The 14,920-nt window shown below is 38.1% G+C and carries 15 protein-coding genes; 7 read left to right on the forward strand and 8 right to left on the reverse strand.

The window, feature by feature from the left end; genetic code table 11:
• Nucleotides 1-355: 355 nt before the first annotated feature.
• A complete protein-coding gene (locus tag ACFQU5_RS16135; protein WP_390290011.1) occupies nt 356-1,246 on the reverse strand; it encodes a nucleotidyltransferase-like protein in 891 nt (296 codons plus the stop codon).
• Nucleotides 1,247-1,467: 221 nt separating this feature from the next.
• Between ACFQU5_RS16135 and ACFQU5_RS16140 the strand changes: the two genes are divergently transcribed.
• Nucleotides 1,468-1,815, forward strand: coding sequence for a YgzB family protein (locus ACFQU5_RS16140; protein ID WP_390290014.1), 348 nt, complete (start codon nt 1,468-1,470; stop codon nt 1,813-1,815).
• A 114-nt stretch (nt 1,816-1,929) separates the two neighbouring features.
• Here the strand turns inward: ACFQU5_RS16140 and perR are convergent, their stop codons facing one another.
• From perR to bcp, 3 genes are all read right to left on the reverse strand, one after another.
• Entirely contained in the window at nt 1,930-2,376 is a 447-nt protein-coding gene (gene perR / locus ACFQU5_RS16145) for a peroxide-responsive transcriptional repressor PerR (RefSeq protein WP_390290017.1), read from the reverse strand.
• 214 nt (nt 2,377-2,590) lie between these two features.
• Nucleotides 2,591-3,538 (reverse strand): D-2-hydroxyacid dehydrogenase, encoded by a 948-nt coding sequence (locus ACFQU5_RS16150; protein ID WP_390290020.1) that lies wholly within the window; start codon nt 3,536-3,538, stop codon nt 2,591-2,593.
• Nucleotides 3,539-3,577: 39 nt separating this feature from the next.
• The gene (bcp, locus tag ACFQU5_RS16155) at nt 3,578-4,036 is read right to left on the reverse strand and encodes a thioredoxin-dependent thiol peroxidase (protein WP_390290024.1); all 459 of its coding nucleotides are present in this window, start codon (nt 4,034-4,036) and stop codon (nt 3,578-3,580) included.
• A gap of 116 nt (nt 4,037-4,152) precedes the next feature.
• Here bcp and ACFQU5_RS16160 point away from each other — a divergent pair, with 116 nt between their 5' ends.
• Nucleotides 4,153-5,442 (forward strand): glutamate-1-semialdehyde 2,1-aminomutase, encoded by a 1,290-nt coding sequence (locus tag ACFQU5_RS16160; protein WP_390290027.1) that lies wholly within the window; start codon nt 4,153-4,155, stop codon nt 5,440-5,442.
• A gap of 143 nt (nt 5,443-5,585) precedes the next feature.
• Nucleotides 5,586-6,674 (forward strand): FUSC family protein, encoded by a 1,089-nt coding sequence (locus ACFQU5_RS16165; RefSeq protein ID WP_390290030.1) that lies wholly within the window; start codon nt 5,586-5,588, stop codon nt 6,672-6,674.
• A 109-nt stretch (nt 6,675-6,783) separates the two neighbouring features.
• On the opposite strand, the gene ACFQU5_RS16170 is transcribed toward ACFQU5_RS16165, so the two are convergent.
• Nucleotides 6,784-7,386 carry a Crp/Fnr family transcriptional regulator gene (locus ACFQU5_RS16170; RefSeq protein ID WP_390290033.1) on the reverse strand — a complete coding sequence of 201 codons (603 nt, stop codon included), beginning with the start codon at nt 7,384-7,386 and terminating at the stop codon, nt 6,784-6,786.
• Nucleotides 7,387-7,522: 136 nt separating this feature from the next.
• Between ACFQU5_RS16170 and ACFQU5_RS16175 the strand changes: the two genes are divergently transcribed.
• The 4 genes from ACFQU5_RS16175 (at nt 7,523) to cysK (ending at nt 11,188) form a co-directional block, all read left to right on the forward strand.
• Complete coding sequence (locus tag ACFQU5_RS16175) at nt 7,523-8,389, forward strand: ABC transporter ATP-binding protein (protein WP_390290036.1); 867 nt, start codon at nt 7,523-7,525, stop codon at nt 8,387-8,389.
• Nucleotides 8,322-9,107 (forward strand): ABC transporter permease, encoded by a 786-nt coding sequence (locus ACFQU5_RS16180; RefSeq protein ID WP_390290039.1) that lies wholly within the window; start codon nt 8,322-8,324, stop codon nt 9,105-9,107. The genes ACFQU5_RS16175 and ACFQU5_RS16180 overlap by 68 nt, the downstream gene beginning before the upstream one ends.
• Nucleotides 9,108-9,117: 10 nt before the next feature.
• A complete protein-coding gene (locus ACFQU5_RS16185) occupies nt 9,118-10,134 on the forward strand; it encodes an aliphatic sulfonate ABC transporter substrate-binding protein (protein WP_390290042.1) in 1,017 nt (338 codons plus the stop codon).
• A gap of 127 nt (nt 10,135-10,261) precedes the next feature.
• Complete coding sequence (cysK, locus tag ACFQU5_RS16190; protein WP_390290121.1) at nt 10,262-11,188, forward strand: cysteine synthase A; 927 nt, start codon at nt 10,262-10,264, stop codon at nt 11,186-11,188.
• 36 nt (nt 11,189-11,224) lie between these two features.
• Here the strand turns inward: cysK and ACFQU5_RS16195 are convergent, their stop codons facing one another.
• The 3 genes from ACFQU5_RS16195 to ACFQU5_RS16205 all read right to left on the reverse strand — a co-directional run bounded on the left by ACFQU5_RS16195 (nt 11,225) and on the right by ACFQU5_RS16205 (nt 14,861).
• Entirely contained in the window at nt 11,225-12,127 is a 903-nt protein-coding gene (locus ACFQU5_RS16195) for an ABC transporter permease (RefSeq protein ID WP_390290045.1), read from the reverse strand.
• Between the two features lie 15 nt (nt 12,128-12,142).
• Nucleotides 12,143-13,147, reverse strand: a complete 1,005-nt coding sequence (locus ACFQU5_RS16200; RefSeq protein ID WP_390290048.1) for an ABC transporter permease — start codon at nt 13,145-13,147, stop codon at nt 12,143-12,145.
• A 76-nt stretch (nt 13,148-13,223) separates the two neighbouring features.
• Nucleotides 13,224-14,861: an ABC transporter substrate-binding protein gene (locus tag ACFQU5_RS16205; protein ID WP_390290051.1), complete on the reverse strand. Its 1,638-nt coding sequence runs from the start codon at nt 14,859-14,861 to the stop codon at nt 13,224-13,226.
• Nucleotides 14,862-14,920 lie beyond the last annotated feature (59 nt).

Below are 14,920 nucleotides of genomic sequence, written 5' to 3' on the forward strand. Positions count from 1 at the left end.
AAACATCTGCTGGCATCAATTTTGATGTCCAAAATTTTGTTTCTCTAAATTAATAGAAGAAACTATGTTTCATTAACGTTTTGTTGTTCAGTTTTCAAGGTTCATTTTTCAATCGTTTTTCAGCGACTTCTCTATATTAACATCTCACTCAATCTCTGTCAACAACTTTTTTAAAAAGTTTTTTCAACATTTGTTTGTTAAGATGTCTTTTTATTTCATCGCATCAGCGACGTTTATAATAATACAACGAGACTGATATGAAAGTCAACACTTTCTGCAAAAATTTTTCGAGGTGTATTAAACACCCCGAAACCACTTTATTCCTTCATCTGTAAATCACTCAATACTACACGAATCAATCATATGAAGAAGAGACAAAATCTTTATCTACTTTATAATGTCGATGATAGATCAAGCCGCTCTTTGAAAGCTTAGATGCTGCAATGATATATCCTTTATCGATCAAATACTCAACAAATACTTCCAAATCCTTCGAATAATATTGCAACTCGTTATGATTATGTAATTCCTGTGTAGTCCATGTATCTTTTGATAACATCGTCTCTAATATATGCTGCGCCCCGTCATGTGTTCTCGAATTGATTAGGAACTCGATGGCTAAAAATAGAAGCTCCAGTCTTTTCTCCAAGCTTTCATTACTCATCACAAGTTCTTCATATAGTTTATAAATAGATGGCTCTAACTTTTTCACTTGCGACCACACTGTTACTTCTGGATATAAACCATTTTCAATTACTGCTAAGCGAGCTAAATGATGCAAGGAATCCACGACATGGTGATAGGAATCAAAATAATTCCCTCGATTGAAAAACTCTTTCCCTTCCAAATAACGACGAATCAATTTAGAAAATTGAATGCCTGTCTTTAATTTACGCCCCAAGAAAGGAAACTCTTGAAGCTTCAATCTTAAATTAGATAGATACTCATTACGATCGAACTTGATTTTGCCATGGAAAATCCAATCTACAATTCTTCTATCTAATCCAACATTCAATCTTTTATTTAATAACTCTTCCGTAATTACGTGCATGGCCATTTTTTTATCTTCATGTAAATAATGTTTAGTAAAAATGGGAATGTCCGCTTCTTTTACAACAATTAATAATACTGCGTCAAATGTATCCGTAACACTCATTGTTTCTTCTCGTTTCGTCACAAGAATAACACCTAAAGTATCTGACTGGCTTGCACGTTCTTGGTAGATCGGGCGCAAAATATGCTCCATGATAATCCTCCTAAATTACAATTACGATAATTTGTTTTTTCGACATCCATAAAAAGAATCCTTCTTTTATATATCTATTACTATATAGAAGAACTTATTTTGTTATTCAAAGTTCCGGATTATCTAATATGAATCTTTCCTTAAAAATTTCTATACTTTCTTATCCTCAAATGAAAACGTTCTATGTTATAGTAGAATCTAGATTGGGAGGCTAAAGTATTATGGCAAAGACATATAAAAATAAAATAAATAAAATTCGCTCATTCGCCCTATCATTAATCTTCATTGGTTTTGTTATTATGTACGGGGCAATCTTCTTCCGTGAAAATCAAATTTTGGTTATCATCTTTATGACGCTAGGATTATTATGCATAATTGGCAGTACGGCCGTTTATGGCTGGATCGGTTTACTTTCAACAAAAGCTGTACAAGTAGTGTGCCCGAATTGCAATAGACATACTAAGGTACTCGGCCGTGTGGATATGTGTATGTACTGTAACGAACCTCTTACATTAGACCCAACATTGGAAGGCAAAGAGTTCGATCAAGATTATAATAAAAACCGATAGATACAAGTCGACTCCTATACTGGGTCGACTTTTTTCGTTCACTATCTTATAAACTATGATTGTATTAGCAAAATAAAAAACCTAGCAACATACCGTTACTAGGTTTAGCCTTGACTACAAAACTTGTTTTCCCGCATTTTCAAGACATTCCTGACAAGTACCGTATAATTCTAAGCGATGTGAATGTACTTTATAGCCTGTTACATGCGATGCAAATTGCTCCACTTCGTTTAAACCTGGATAATGGAAATCGACAATCTTTCCACAGGATTCACAAATCATGTGATAATGGTCATTTGTAACGAAATCAAATCGACTTGCTGCATCTCCATATGTTAGTTCCTTCACTAAACCTGATTCACGGAATACACGTAGGTTATTGTAAACAGTTGCTACACTCATATTGGGAAACTTACCTTCTAGAGCTTTATATATTTCATCTGCAGTTGGATGTGTCATTGATTCAATTAAATATTCCAAAATAGCATGACGCTGCGGAGTAATTCTTACACCAGTTGTCTTTAACGTGTCTAGGGCATCTTTTAAATGCATATCAGACATCGCCATGCACCTCTTTCTACTTAATTCTTAGTTAATAATAGTTATAATTAGTGTACCCAATTTATTGAATGTAGTCAACAATTCCATATCTTCTCCTGTTATTTAAACGAGATGTATAATAAAAAATTATCATTATTAATTATTTAGCATTATTAATATAAGAAATATTCAGTATATTATCTCTGCGAGGATTTTCAATATACCTATTTTATTCTCAATAACCACGTAAAATATTCATCTTATTCTCAATATCCATATCCCCATTTAGATATTTTTCCAGGCTTGGTATAAAGATCTCTAAGCTTCTTTCTAAATATCGAGATGAGTGACTTGAGCAATGAGGAGAAATCGTTACGTTATCCAATTCCCAAAGCCTACTATCAAGCGGTAAAGGCTCTTGTTCAAAGACATCGAGTACCGCATGTTGAATTTGATTTTCCTCAAGGGCACGAATCAATACATCTGTCTCTACTAAATTCCCTCTACCAAAATTCATAAAGATCGCATTGTCGCGCATTACTTGAAAATGTTCATACCCTATTAAATGCTCCGTTTCTTCCGTGCTAGGCAAAACCGATATGACAATATCTGCTTTAGGCAAGTGTTCAGCTATATCATCAATACGATAAGTTTCATTCATATAGTCTGCTGGATTCCCACTTCGGTTACAGCCAATTGTATAGACTTCGAAAGCCTGCAGCAGTCTTCCGATTTCACCGCCAATCGCCCCTGGACCAATGATTAATGCCGTGCTTCCATTAAGTTCTGTTGGATGACCGCCTCTTTTGTCCCATATTTTGTTTCGTTGGTTATTATAAATAGTTGGCAATACACGTTTTATGGACAAAATATGTGCGAGAATCGATTCAGTCATCGGCTTTTTATGAATTCCCCGTACATTGGATACTAGGATGTCTCGCTCGGCAATAGCATTTTTCGGCATTTTTTCAACTCCAGCAGAAGCAACGAATATCCATTTCAAATTTTGCGCTTTATCAATATGCTCATCCTTTAAATCTTCACCGTATGTAACAATGACTTCTGCTGTTTTTATTTCTTTCTCAAGAATTCCCTTACGAAAGGCAAACTCTACTTCAGGAAATTGTTCTACTAATTGCTTTTGTAAATCCGGTCTAGAATCAAAAGTAAAATATACTTTCATTTTTCCCCCTCCAAATTAGATAAATTGTACGGCAGTTTCTCAGCGCAGACTTTCCAGGACTTCCTCAATATGGTTTTTCACTTTTACTTTACGCCATTCCTTTTCAACAATTCCTTCTTCGCTTATTAGGAAAGTCGCACGTTCTATTCCCATGAATTCGCGGCCATACATTTTCTTTAATACCCAAACTCCATATTTTTCAGCTACCTCATGATTTTCATCAACTAATAATGAGAAAGGCAAACCATATTTTTCTATGAATTTTGTATGCTTGCTTGCTTCATCAAGACTGACACCAAGGATTACTGTATTTAAATCAGAAAACTCTTCATAACGATCTCGAAAATCACATGCTTCCGTAGTACAACCTGGCGTCATATCCTTTGGGTAAAAATAGAGCACAACCTTCTTGCCTCGAAAATCTCGTAAAGAAACGTTCTCTTCTTTTTCATTTAATAATGTAAAGTCCGGCGCTTCCATATTTACTAATGATTCCATATATATTCCTCCCTTTTCTCTATCCTACAAAAGAAGAGTATGAGTTTCAAATTCTTTGGCATTCGCTTTCGATTAGGTCTACAATAGGATGTGAAATAAATGAGGAGGCTTTACAAATGAATCATACAAAATCTGAAAAAATTCAAATAGAGGCATTAGAGCATATCGTTGGTGGGGTAAATAGTCCATCACGTTCTTATAAAGCAGTTGGTGGTGGCGCACCTGTTGTAATGGCTAAAGGGAATGGAGCTTATTTTTGGGATGTTGATGGCAATCGTTACATTGACTACTTAGCAGCTTACGGCCCGATTATCACTGGATTTGGTCACCCACATATCGCAAAAGCAATCACTCAGGCAGCAGAAACTGGCGTTTTGTATGGAACTCCTACAGAACATGAAGTGAAATTTGCCAAAATGTTAAAGGATGCGATTCCTTCATTAGATAAAGTCCGTTTCACGAATTCTGGTACAGAAGCAGTCATGACAACTGTACGAGTTGCCCGCGCTTATACTGGCCGTACGAAAATCATTAAGTTTGCGGGGTGCTATCATGGACATTTCGACCAAGTGCTAGTTGCTGCCGGATCTGGTCCTGCAACGCTGGGTTCTCCAGATTCTGCCGGTGTGCCTGTTGCAGTAGCTACAGAAGTAATAACAGTACCTTTTAATAATAAAGAACAATTCCAATTAGCGATGGATAAATGGGGCGAGGAGGTAGCTGCAATCCTAATCGAACCAATTGTAGGAAACTTCGGTATCGTTGAGCCTAAACCAGGATTTTTGGAATATGTTCATGAAAGTGCAAAAGAAAAAGGCGCTCTAACAATTCACGATGAAGTTATTACCGCTTTCCGATTCCATTATGGTGCGGCACAAGATTTACTTGGCTTAACACCGGACTTGACGGCAATGGGTAAAATTATTGGTGGCGGTCTGCCAATCGGTGCTTACGGTGGTCGAAAAGAAATTATGGAAACTGTTGCTCCCCTTGGCCCTGCCTATCAAGCTGGTACAATGGCCGGGAACCCTGCGTCAATGCTTGCGGGAATCGCATGTCTTGAAGTATTAAAACAGCCTGGTGTTTATGATGAAATGGATCGTCTAGGTGCATTATTAGAAAAAGGCATTTTAGAGGCAGCAGAAAAACACGATGTTACCATTTCAGTTAACCGCTTAAAAGGGGCATTAACTCTTTACTTCACAAATGAAAAAGTTGAAAACTATGAGCAAGCCGAAAACTCTGATGGCGAAATGTTCGGTCGCTTCTTTAAATTAATGCTCTCTAAAGGGGTAAATCTTGCGCCTTCTAAATATGAAGCATGGTTCTTAACAACTGAACATAAAGAAGAAGATATTGTAGAAACAATTGCAGCTGTGGATTATGCCTTTTCACGATTAAAATAATTGATCACAACATTTGCTAATAATTTTATTTCTATATCAATACACTAAACTAGTTGACCAGAATAAGAAAATTAGGTAAAGTAATGTGATTTCCTCATGTTTTGAGGGGTAAAGTATTTAAAAAAGAGAGGGCGTATTTTTACATGCAATTAGGTGCCCGTGTTTTAAAAACAGGTGTGGCAATTGTATTTGCACTTTTTCTAGCAGAATTACTAAATTTACCTTCGCCTGTTTTCGCTGGGATTGCGGCTATATTTGCCATTCAACCGTCTATTTACCGTTCTTATTTATCCATCCTTGAACAAATTCAAGGGAATATTATTGGTGCAACAGTTGCCGTACTATTTGGTTTAATTTTTGGCCATCATATTGTCGCAATCGGGATTGCCGCCATCATCGTGATTGGATTAATGAGAAGATTCAAGTTGGATAGTTCGATTTCTTTAGCACTTGTTACAGTAGTGGCAATTATGATCTTCGAAGGAGATGACTTCCTAGAATTCGGTGTCATTCGATTTCTGACGGTGATGGTTGGGGTATTTGCAGCATTTATCGTTAATTTAGTGTTTCTTCCACCTCGATATGAAATTAAATTATTTACAATGATTGATTCATTACAAGATGATATTATTCGCTGGACGCGACTTGCAGCAAGGCAAGCATCCGAGCATACCTCGACTAAAGCTGCATTGAATAAGTTTCAGGAACAACTTAGTGATGTTGAAAAAATGTATGATTTCTACAAAGAAGAACGACATTACTCGAAGAAGAAGCGTTTTGTACAAGCTCGTAAACTCGTCCTTTATCGTCAAATGATTACGACAACAAAAAAAAGTTTAGAGCTTTTGTACCGATTGCATAAGCATGAAAATGAAATTGCCAATTTACCTGGCCAGTTCCGTGGAATGGTACAGGAACGCCTGGACTTTCTTCTTACTTTCCATGAACAATTACTTTTAAAATTCACTGGAAAGCTAAAACCAGAGCATTCGAAATGGATTGATGAGCAAGACAAAAAATATGTAGATGTAATGCAGAAGCTAATCCAACAGATTGCATTTGAAGAAAAGAGAGAGGGCGAAGAGGAGTTTTCAAGTTATCACCTGTTCTATATCTTCTCTCGACTACTGGATTACGAGGAGAATCTAGAACATTTAGATACTTTAATCGTCTCTTATAGAAGCTACCATGGCAACGAAAAAAACTCAGATCTAGAGCAAAGCTTCTATTAGAAAAACACAACTCGACCAATAAGAACTTGAGCTGTTGTACTTCTTTGCAGATTTCCATCTCCTTTAATCGAACTCCCCATGAGGAAACGTCATGGGGAGTTTTATTTTTTTAGTGGAGCTTATCTACATCAATCAACTGAATAAATCCCCGGTCATATTGTATGGTCCCTTCTTTCTTCCATTTACTTAAATAAGTAGTTACTTTTTGCCGACTACATCCAACCATATAGGAAATTTCTTCATGTGTTAACGGCATACTGATTGTAGCAATCCCATTTTCCATCTTGGCCAGTTTTATCAAAAACCAGCTAATTCTCTCTGGCACTGTCATTTTCGAGTGAACATATACTAATTGTTTTGTTTCTGCTAATTGCCTGACTAACGAAAAAAATAATGCTCTTTCAATAGCCGAAAGCTTATCCAAATGTTTTAATACCACGTCAATTGGATATGCAAGGAGGCTGGAGTCTGTTAACGCAACCGCATACTGGGTATGCTCTGAATAATTATTTAGCCGATCTAAAAAACCAAACATTTCCCCTTCTTGCAGGAGTACGATTGTGACTGGCTGTCCATCCTCTCCATCTTCAGCTAATTTTATTAGTCCTTTGTTTAAAAAATAAACAGAGTTGATGGGGTCCCCTGTTTGATATATTACCTGCCCTTTATTTATAAAAATTTCCTTACTATATTGTTCAAGCTCTTTCATCATTTCACAAACACCCCTTTAAATTTACTTTGTATAAACATTATTCTGAATATTTGTAACAAAAGTGACAGAAAGAATATAACACAAAACATAAAATGGAAACTAATTAAATCTTAGTATAACACTATGTTTTATCAGAATGGAGGGTTTTGTTTTGGCTGACGAACATATTATTCTAAAAAATGTTCATAAGGAGTTTCAGAGAAAAGATCACACTCCTACAATTGCGTTAGATGATGTTTCATTAACTATTAAAAAAGGGGAATTTATATCCTTATTGGGCCCGTCCGGTTGTGGAAAATCCACACTTTTAAATATTGTTGCAGGTCTGGAAAAAGAATCTTCAGGCTGCCTGCTAGTCAATGATAAACCTATTAAAGGTCCAGGCAACGATCGGATAGTCGTTTTCCAGGAATCTGGTCTATTTCCATGGATGAGTGTTTTGGACAATGTTATGTACGGTCTTCTTATAAAAAAAGTACCTAAGGAAGAAGCAAAAAGTCGTGCACTTGATTGGCTGCAAAAGGTTCACCTTGGGAAATTCGCTCATGCCATGCCCCATGAATTATCTGGTGGAATGAAACAACGTGTTGCCATTGCCCGGGCATTAGTAACTGATCCAGAGATTCTGTTAATGGATGAACCATTCGCTGCATTAGATGAACAAACTCGAATGGTACTACATAAGGAGCTTGATAAGCTCTGGCGCGAAACAGGAAAAACAATCATTTTTGTAACTCATAATATTCGTGAAGCTGTTGTATTATCAGATCGAATTGTATTAATGAAAACACGGCCTGGAGGAATAAAAAACATATTCCCTGTGCAAGCAGCTCGCCCAAGAAATTCTTCAGACAGCATTTTAATACATTTAGAGAGTCGAATATTAACAGAGCTGGAACAAGAAATGGAAAAAGTGCTGAAGGAGGAATTAGGTAGTGATTACGCTCTTAAGACGGACCATCTTCGTGTTGATCCTAATAACAATATGGGAAGCGATATCTAAATTTGACGTCTTCCCTGCTTTTATGTGGCCGCCATTAATCATTCCTAATGACACGGGTGGCGTTACAGTTGTAAAAACATTAGTAAACGGAATTATAAGTGGTCAATTATTGGATGCTACAGGCTCTTCCCTTATCCGATTATTTATTGGCTTCATCATAGCTGTCATTATTGGATTTGTACTTGGTTTCTTAATTTATAAATATAAAATTGTCGATGATACACTAGGCTTTTTTGTCACAAGCCTACAGGCAATTCCAAATATCGTCTGGATGCCATTAGCAATTCTATGGTTTGGACTTGGTGTCGGCTCTGTTATTTTCATCGTAATTTTAGGGGCTGCCCTTTCAATTACCATTACATCAAGTACTGCTTTTAAAAGTGTCCCTCCCCTACTCATACGTGTAGCCAGTACAATGGGGTCATCTGGTTTCCACCTGTTTAGAACAGTCATCTTTAAATCAACAATCCCTCAGCAGATTGCTGGTTTGCGTTTGGCCTGGGCATTAGCCTGGCGTGCGGTTTTAGCCGGTGAATTACTGGGTGGCAGTGGTGGACTTGGAACATTGCTTGATTTAGGCCGTTCCATCCAGGCAATGGATTTAATCTTCAGTATCATGATCATTATTGGTGTTATTGGTTCTTTTATCGATAACTTTATCTTCGTAAGAATTGAACGATTTGTATTAAGAAAATGGGGTATTCAAACTACCCACTAAGGAGAAGAATATGAAAAAGAACATGTTATTTTTAACTATTTTAACCCTTGTAATTTCCGTTCTGGCTGCATGTGGTGGCGGCGAAGAATCAAGTGCCGAAAAAGACTCGGTAACTGAAATTCGTATCGGGTACTTTCCAAATATGACACATATTGCAACAATCGTTGCTCTTGAAAAAGGCTTCTATACTGAACAATTTGGTGAAGACATTAAAATTTCTACTAGTACATTCAATGATGGTTCAGCATTTATGGAAGCAATGTCAACAAACTCAATTGATATCGGTTCAGTTGGACCAACACCAGCTTTAAACACATATGTGAAAAATCCAGAGCATGAAATAATTGCCGGGGCTGTTAATGGCGGTGCTGTACTTGTTGTTGGAAAAGATTCAGGCATTAATAGTGTTGAAGATTTAAAAGGTAAAAAAGTTGCTGTACCTACATTTGGTAGTACACAGGACGTTGGTTTAATGAAATCACTTCAAGATGCCGGGCTAACAGCAAGTTCTACCGGCAATGGCGACATTACCACTATGAAGCTAGCACCTGCTGATACAGCGGCTTTAATGTTAAAAGGTGAAATTGATGCAGCAGCTACACAAGAACCATGGGGCGTTAATATCGAAACAAATGGCAATGCGAAACTATTATTGGATGCATCTGAATTTGCTTGGGGCAGTGAATCCACGAATACAGTAGTTGCTGCTAGAAAAGCTTTCACTTCTAACAATCCAGAACTAACGAAAAAGGCTTTAATTGCTTACAATCAAGCTGTTGACTTCATTAACGAAAATCCTGAAGAAGCAGTTCAGCTATTCCTTGATCACGTAAAGGAACTTACAGGCAAGGATTTATCAAAGGATGAAGTAACAAAAGCCTTCGCTCGCTTAACTCCTACAATCGATGTGAAAGAAGAAATTTTAAAAGAGATGGCGACAATTTCCAAGGATGCTGGCTATATCTCTACAGATAACATTGATGGCTTAGTAAATCTATCTTACTTAGAAGAAGCCTTAAAAGAATAGGTACCAGACATTTAAGATTATTAATTAGTCAAGTTGTTGGAAAAGTTCTATAATTAATGGAAAAGCTAAAGCTAGGCAGTAAATCTTGCCTAGCTTTTATCAATTTACTTAAAGAGGTGTTTTGATGATGAAATTACATAACAATATTCTCGAATTAGTTGGAAATACGCCTATCGTTAAACTGAATAAATTACCTTCCGAAAATGGCGCTGAAGTTTATATGAAATTAGAATCCTTTAATCCTGGTGGCAGTGTGAAGGACCGTGCTGCATTGAATATGATTGTCCAAGCTGAAAAAAAAGGTAAACTAATTCCTGGTGTAAGTACAGTAATCGAACCCACTTCCGGGAACACCGGCATTGGTCTTGCAATGGTTTGTGCGGTAAAAGGCTACCCTTGTATTATTACAATGCCGGACAATGCCACAAAAGAGCGGGTGCAGCTGATGCAAGCTTATGGGGCTGAAGTTCATTTAACACCTGCCAATCTACGTATGAAGGGATCTATTGACGAAGCAAAACGTATTGCAGATGGCATACCAGATAGCTTTATTCCCCTGCAATTTGATAACCAAGCAAATGCCGATGCCCATCGTACGACGACTGCAGTAGAAATTTTGGAAGCATTCGATGAACAGCTGGATGTTCTTGTTTTAACTGCGGGGACTGGCGGGACGGTGACCGGAACGGGAGAAGAGTTAAAAAAACGCCTTCCGAATTTAAGAATTTATGTAGTAGAACCTGCCGGGTCCCCGGTATTAGCCGGCGGTACTCCGGGACCTCATAAAATTCCCGGTACAGGACCAGGATTTATCCCGAAAATTTTAAACCGTGAAGTTTTTGATGAAATCCTTCATATTGATGATGATGATGCACAGATAATCGCAAGACGGCTTGCTTCAGAAGAAGGAATACTAGTCGGTGCTTCTGGTGCAGCTTCAGCCTACTTTGCCATCGAATTAGCAAAAAAGCTTCCTTTATCTGCAAAAGTTCTTTGTTTGGCACCTGACACGGGCGAACGATATTTATCATCTGATTTATTTCCAATCGAGTAAAGAAAGAAAAGGTGAGCCAGATTTAGCTCACCTTTTCTAATTTTTCATCTTCGGATCTAGCGCATCACGCAATCCATCCCCCATTAGGTTAAATCCTAGCACCGTTAACATAATAGCTAGTCCTGGAAAAATCATCGTCCATGGCGCGGTCATTAAGTGCACACGTGCATCCGAAAGCATTTTCCCCCACTCCGGCTGTGGTGCTTCCGCTCCTAATCCTAAAAAGCTTAAAGCTGCCGCTTCGATGATGGCAGTTGCAATCGCTAACGTCCCTTGAACAATAACCGGTGAAAATGAATTCGGTAAAATATGTCTCCACAATATTCGAGAATCCTTCATGCCGATTGCTCTTGCAGCAACGATGTATTCTTCTTCTTTCACACTTAACACTTTTGAACGGATTAAGCGGCCAAAGTTCGGAATATTGATAATGGCAATCGCTATTAATGCATTTTGCAGTGAAGGACCTAGGATGGATACAATTGCAATAGCTAATAAAATACTTGGGAAAGCTAGCATGATATCAAATATTCTTGAAATAATTGTATCAACAAAGCGTCCGTAGAAGCCTGCAATAACTCCTAAAAACGTTCCTGCAACTACAGACAATATAACGGATAAAAACCCGACTGCCAAAGAAATTCTCGCGCCATAAACGACTCGCGAAAAAATATCCCGCCCAAAATCATCTGTCCCTAGCCAGTATTCACTAGAAGGGGGGGCTAATCGCAAACTTGGATCCTGTAACTTCTGTTCATTTATTCCTTCTGGTGCAATCAATGGACCAAATATAGCAAGTAAAACGAAGAACACAACAATTCCTGTACCGACCAGGGCTGCTTTACTTTTTCTAAAGCTTCGCCATGCCACTTTCCATGGTCCAACTACTTTCTCTTCTTTAGACTTTAAGTCGACTGAATTAGAAACCAGCTCAGACATGAATCCAACTCCCTTCTAGTTATACTTAATTCTTGAATCTATAGCCGAATACAAAATATCGACAACAAGATTAATGATGACAAATATAAAAGCAACAATCAGAATTCCAGATTGAATTACCGTGTAATCTCTGTAGCCGATCGCCTCATAAATATAGCGGCCGATTCCTGGCCAACTAAAGATTGTTTCTGTTAAGATCGCGCCACCTAAAAGTAGACCTGTTTGTAATCCAATAATCGTGATTATCGGAATTAATGCATTTTTCAATGCATGTTTATAAACGACTTTGCCCATTCGTTGACCTTTCGCACGGGCAGTTCGAATATAGTCTGAACGTAGAACCTCCAACATTGAGGAACGCGTCATTCGTGCAATAATGGCCATCGGAATTGTTGCTAATGCAATTCCAGGTAAGATTAAATGTTTAATTGTGACCCAGAATTGATCAAAGCGACCTTGGATTAACGTATCAATTAAATAGAGATGGGTTATGGCCTGTACTGGATCGCGGACCTCTTCTCTACCTGAAGTTGGAAGCCATTTTAATTCAAGACTAAATGCCCATTGCTCCATCAAGCCAAGCCAAAAAATCGGCATTGATACACCAATTAACGCAATGACCATGGCAATATAGTCAAACCATGAATTTTGAAACCATGCGGAGATAATGCCTGCATTCATGCCGATTACTACCGCAATAATCATAGCAAAAACTGCTAGTTCAATCGTAGCAGCTAAATAAGGCCATACTTCCTGAGAGATAGGTTGGCTTGTACGAAGCGACTCGCCAAGATCCCCCGTTAGTAACCCCTTTAAGTAATCAAAATATTGAATATACCACGGCTGGTCAAGACCAAGCTTTTCCCGTAATGCTTTAGTCGCTTCTTCCGTTGCTTGCTGTCCTAATATCACTTGGGCTGGATCGCCTGGTATCGCACGGATAATCAAAAATACGATAAAAGTCATTCCCAATAACACAGGAATTAAATGAAAAATCCGCTTACCTATGTACCGAAGCATAACGTCACCTCTTTAAATTTTTTTGGTGCCTGGCACACAAACAAATCTGAATTGTTTATGTACCAGGCACTTATTTTTATTCCATTGATACGTTTATTAAACTTTCGGAGCCTGTTGGGTGCGGTAAGTAGCCAGTAACACCTTTTTTCCCGGCTAGTAATGGGATGGAGTGTGCTAAAGGAACCCACGGCGCATCTTCATGAATAATTTGTTGTGCTTGTTTATATAATTCAGTACGCTTTTCTTCGTCAATTTCAGATTGTGCTGCAATTAACAACTCGTGTACTTCATCGTTAGAATAGTATGCATAGTTGTTACTGCCAATCGTATCTTTGTCCAACAATGTGTAAATGAAGTTGTCTGCATCTCCATTATCGCCTGTCCATCCCAATAGGAATGCATCCGCTTCTCCATTCTTGGCTTTTTCTAGATATGTCGCCCATTCAAAAGTGACAATTTTTGAAGGGATGCCAACATCACTTAAGTTTTTCTGAATAGCTTCGGCTACCTTTTGTCCATCCGGCATATATGGACGTGGTACAGGCATTGCCCAAAGTTCAATTTCAGCACCATCATAACCAGCTTCTGCTAATAATTCCTTCGCTTTTTCAGGATCATATTCATATCCTGTAATTTCGTCATTATAGCCACTAATTGATGAAGGCATTGGGTTTACTGCCACTTCTGCACGGCCTTGGAAGAAGGCATCGACAATTGCTTGTTTGTCTATTGCATGATTCACTGCTTGTCGTACTAGCTTATTGTCAAATGGCGGACGTGTATTTGTTAAACCTAAATAACCAATATTCATAGATGGACGTTCAATCAACTGTAAATCCCCATTAGATTCTACGGACGCAGCATCTGAAGGATTAACGCCATCTGCCAAGTCAATTTCACCCGTCATTAGGGCATTCAGTCTTGCTGAGTTATCTGGAATTGCCCGGAAGATAATTGTATCTAATTTAGGTAAACCCTCTTGCCAGTATTCTGTATTCTTTTCAACTGTAATGGAATCATTGCGTTTCCATTCAACAAACTTAAACGGACCCGTTCCTACTGGATTGTCTCCAAATGTCTCGCCTGCTGCTTCAAATGCAGTTGGAGAAGCAATAGCAAATGGACTCATCGCTATATTCTTTAAGAATGGTGCTTGTGGGCGAGAAAGGGTGAAGACAACAGTTTTATCATCTACTGCTTCTACACTTGCAATAATATCTTCTCCTTCCGCTTTAAACATTGAGTGGAAGTAATAGAACTGTTCTTCAGCTCCACCTTTCCAGCGTTCCACGTTTTTCACAACAGCCTCTGCATTGAAGTCTGTTCCATCGTGGAATTTAACACCTTCTTGTAGATGGAAAGTATATGTTAGACCATCTTCACTAACTTCCCACTCTTTAGCTAAGCCAGGATTAATTGTTGTGTCTTGTTCTCCAAAGTTCAATAATGTCTCGTAAATATTTTCTGTTACTTTGAAAGATTCACCATCAGTCACAATTGCAGGGTCTAGAGATACTGAATCTCCACCACGACCAAATACTAAAGTTTGAGGAACTACTTCTTCTGTTTCTTCTGTTGTTGTTCCGTCAGTTGTTTCTTCATTTGTTTCTGTTGGCTCTTCAGTTGTTCCTTCATCGCCACTACACGCGGCTAGCATCACTGAAAGAGCAAGCAACAAAAATAGTCCTAGAGACCACAGCTTGCTTTTCTTCATAAATACCCTCCCTATTTCCCTTAATGTATATGTCATTGCTGCGCATCATTAGAAAATCA

It is taken from the genome of Ureibacillus sp. GCM10028918, assembly GCF_042666115.1.
Classification (GTDB): domain Bacteria; phylum Bacillota; class Bacilli; order Bacillales_A; family Planococcaceae; genus Ureibacillus.

What these genes read in the sequence shown, in the direction of transcription:
- ACFQU5_RS16135 (WP_390290011.1), bottom strand. Translation starts at nt 1,246, where the DNA reads ATGGAGCATATTTTGCGCCCGATCTACCAAGAACGTGCAAGCCAGTCA.
- ACFQU5_RS16140 (WP_390290014.1), top strand. Translation starts at nt 1,468, where the DNA reads ATGGCAAAGACATATAAAAATAAAATAAATAAAATTCGCTCATTCGCC.
- perR (WP_390290017.1), bottom strand. Translation starts at nt 2,376, where the DNA reads ATGTCTGATATGCATTTAAAAGATGCCCTAGACACGTTAAAGACAACT.
- ACFQU5_RS16150 (WP_390290020.1), bottom strand. Translation starts at nt 3,538, where the DNA reads ATGAAAGTATATTTTACTTTTGATTCTAGACCGGATTTACAAAAGCAA.
- bcp (WP_390290024.1), bottom strand. Translation starts at nt 4,036, where the DNA reads ATGGAATCATTAGTAAATATGGAAGCGCCGGACTTTACATTATTAAAT.
- ACFQU5_RS16160 (WP_390290027.1), top strand. Translation starts at nt 4,153, where the DNA reads ATGAATCATACAAAATCTGAAAAAATTCAAATAGAGGCATTAGAGCAT.
- ACFQU5_RS16165 (WP_390290030.1), top strand. Translation starts at nt 5,586, where the DNA reads ATGCAATTAGGTGCCCGTGTTTTAAAAACAGGTGTGGCAATTGTATTT.
- ACFQU5_RS16170 (WP_390290033.1), bottom strand. Translation starts at nt 7,386, where the DNA reads ATGATGAAAGAGCTTGAACAATATAGTAAGGAAATTTTTATAAATAAA.
- ACFQU5_RS16175 (WP_390290036.1), top strand. Translation starts at nt 7,523, where the DNA reads ATGGAGGGTTTTGTTTTGGCTGACGAACATATTATTCTAAAAAATGTT.
- ACFQU5_RS16185 (WP_390290042.1), top strand. Translation starts at nt 9,118, where the DNA reads ATGAAAAAGAACATGTTATTTTTAACTATTTTAACCCTTGTAATTTCC.
- cysK (WP_390290121.1), top strand. Translation starts at nt 10,262, where the DNA reads ATGAAATTACATAACAATATTCTCGAATTAGTTGGAAATACGCCTATC.
- ACFQU5_RS16195 (WP_390290045.1), bottom strand. Translation starts at nt 12,127, where the DNA reads ATGTCTGAGCTGGTTTCTAATTCAGTCGACTTAAAGTCTAAAGAAGAG.
- ACFQU5_RS16200 (WP_390290048.1), bottom strand. Translation starts at nt 13,147, where the DNA reads ATGCTTCGGTACATAGGTAAGCGGATTTTTCATTTAATTCCTGTGTTA.
- ACFQU5_RS16205 (WP_390290051.1), bottom strand. Translation starts at nt 14,861, where the DNA reads ATGAAGAAAAGCAAGCTGTGGTCTCTAGGACTATTTTTGTTGCTTGCT.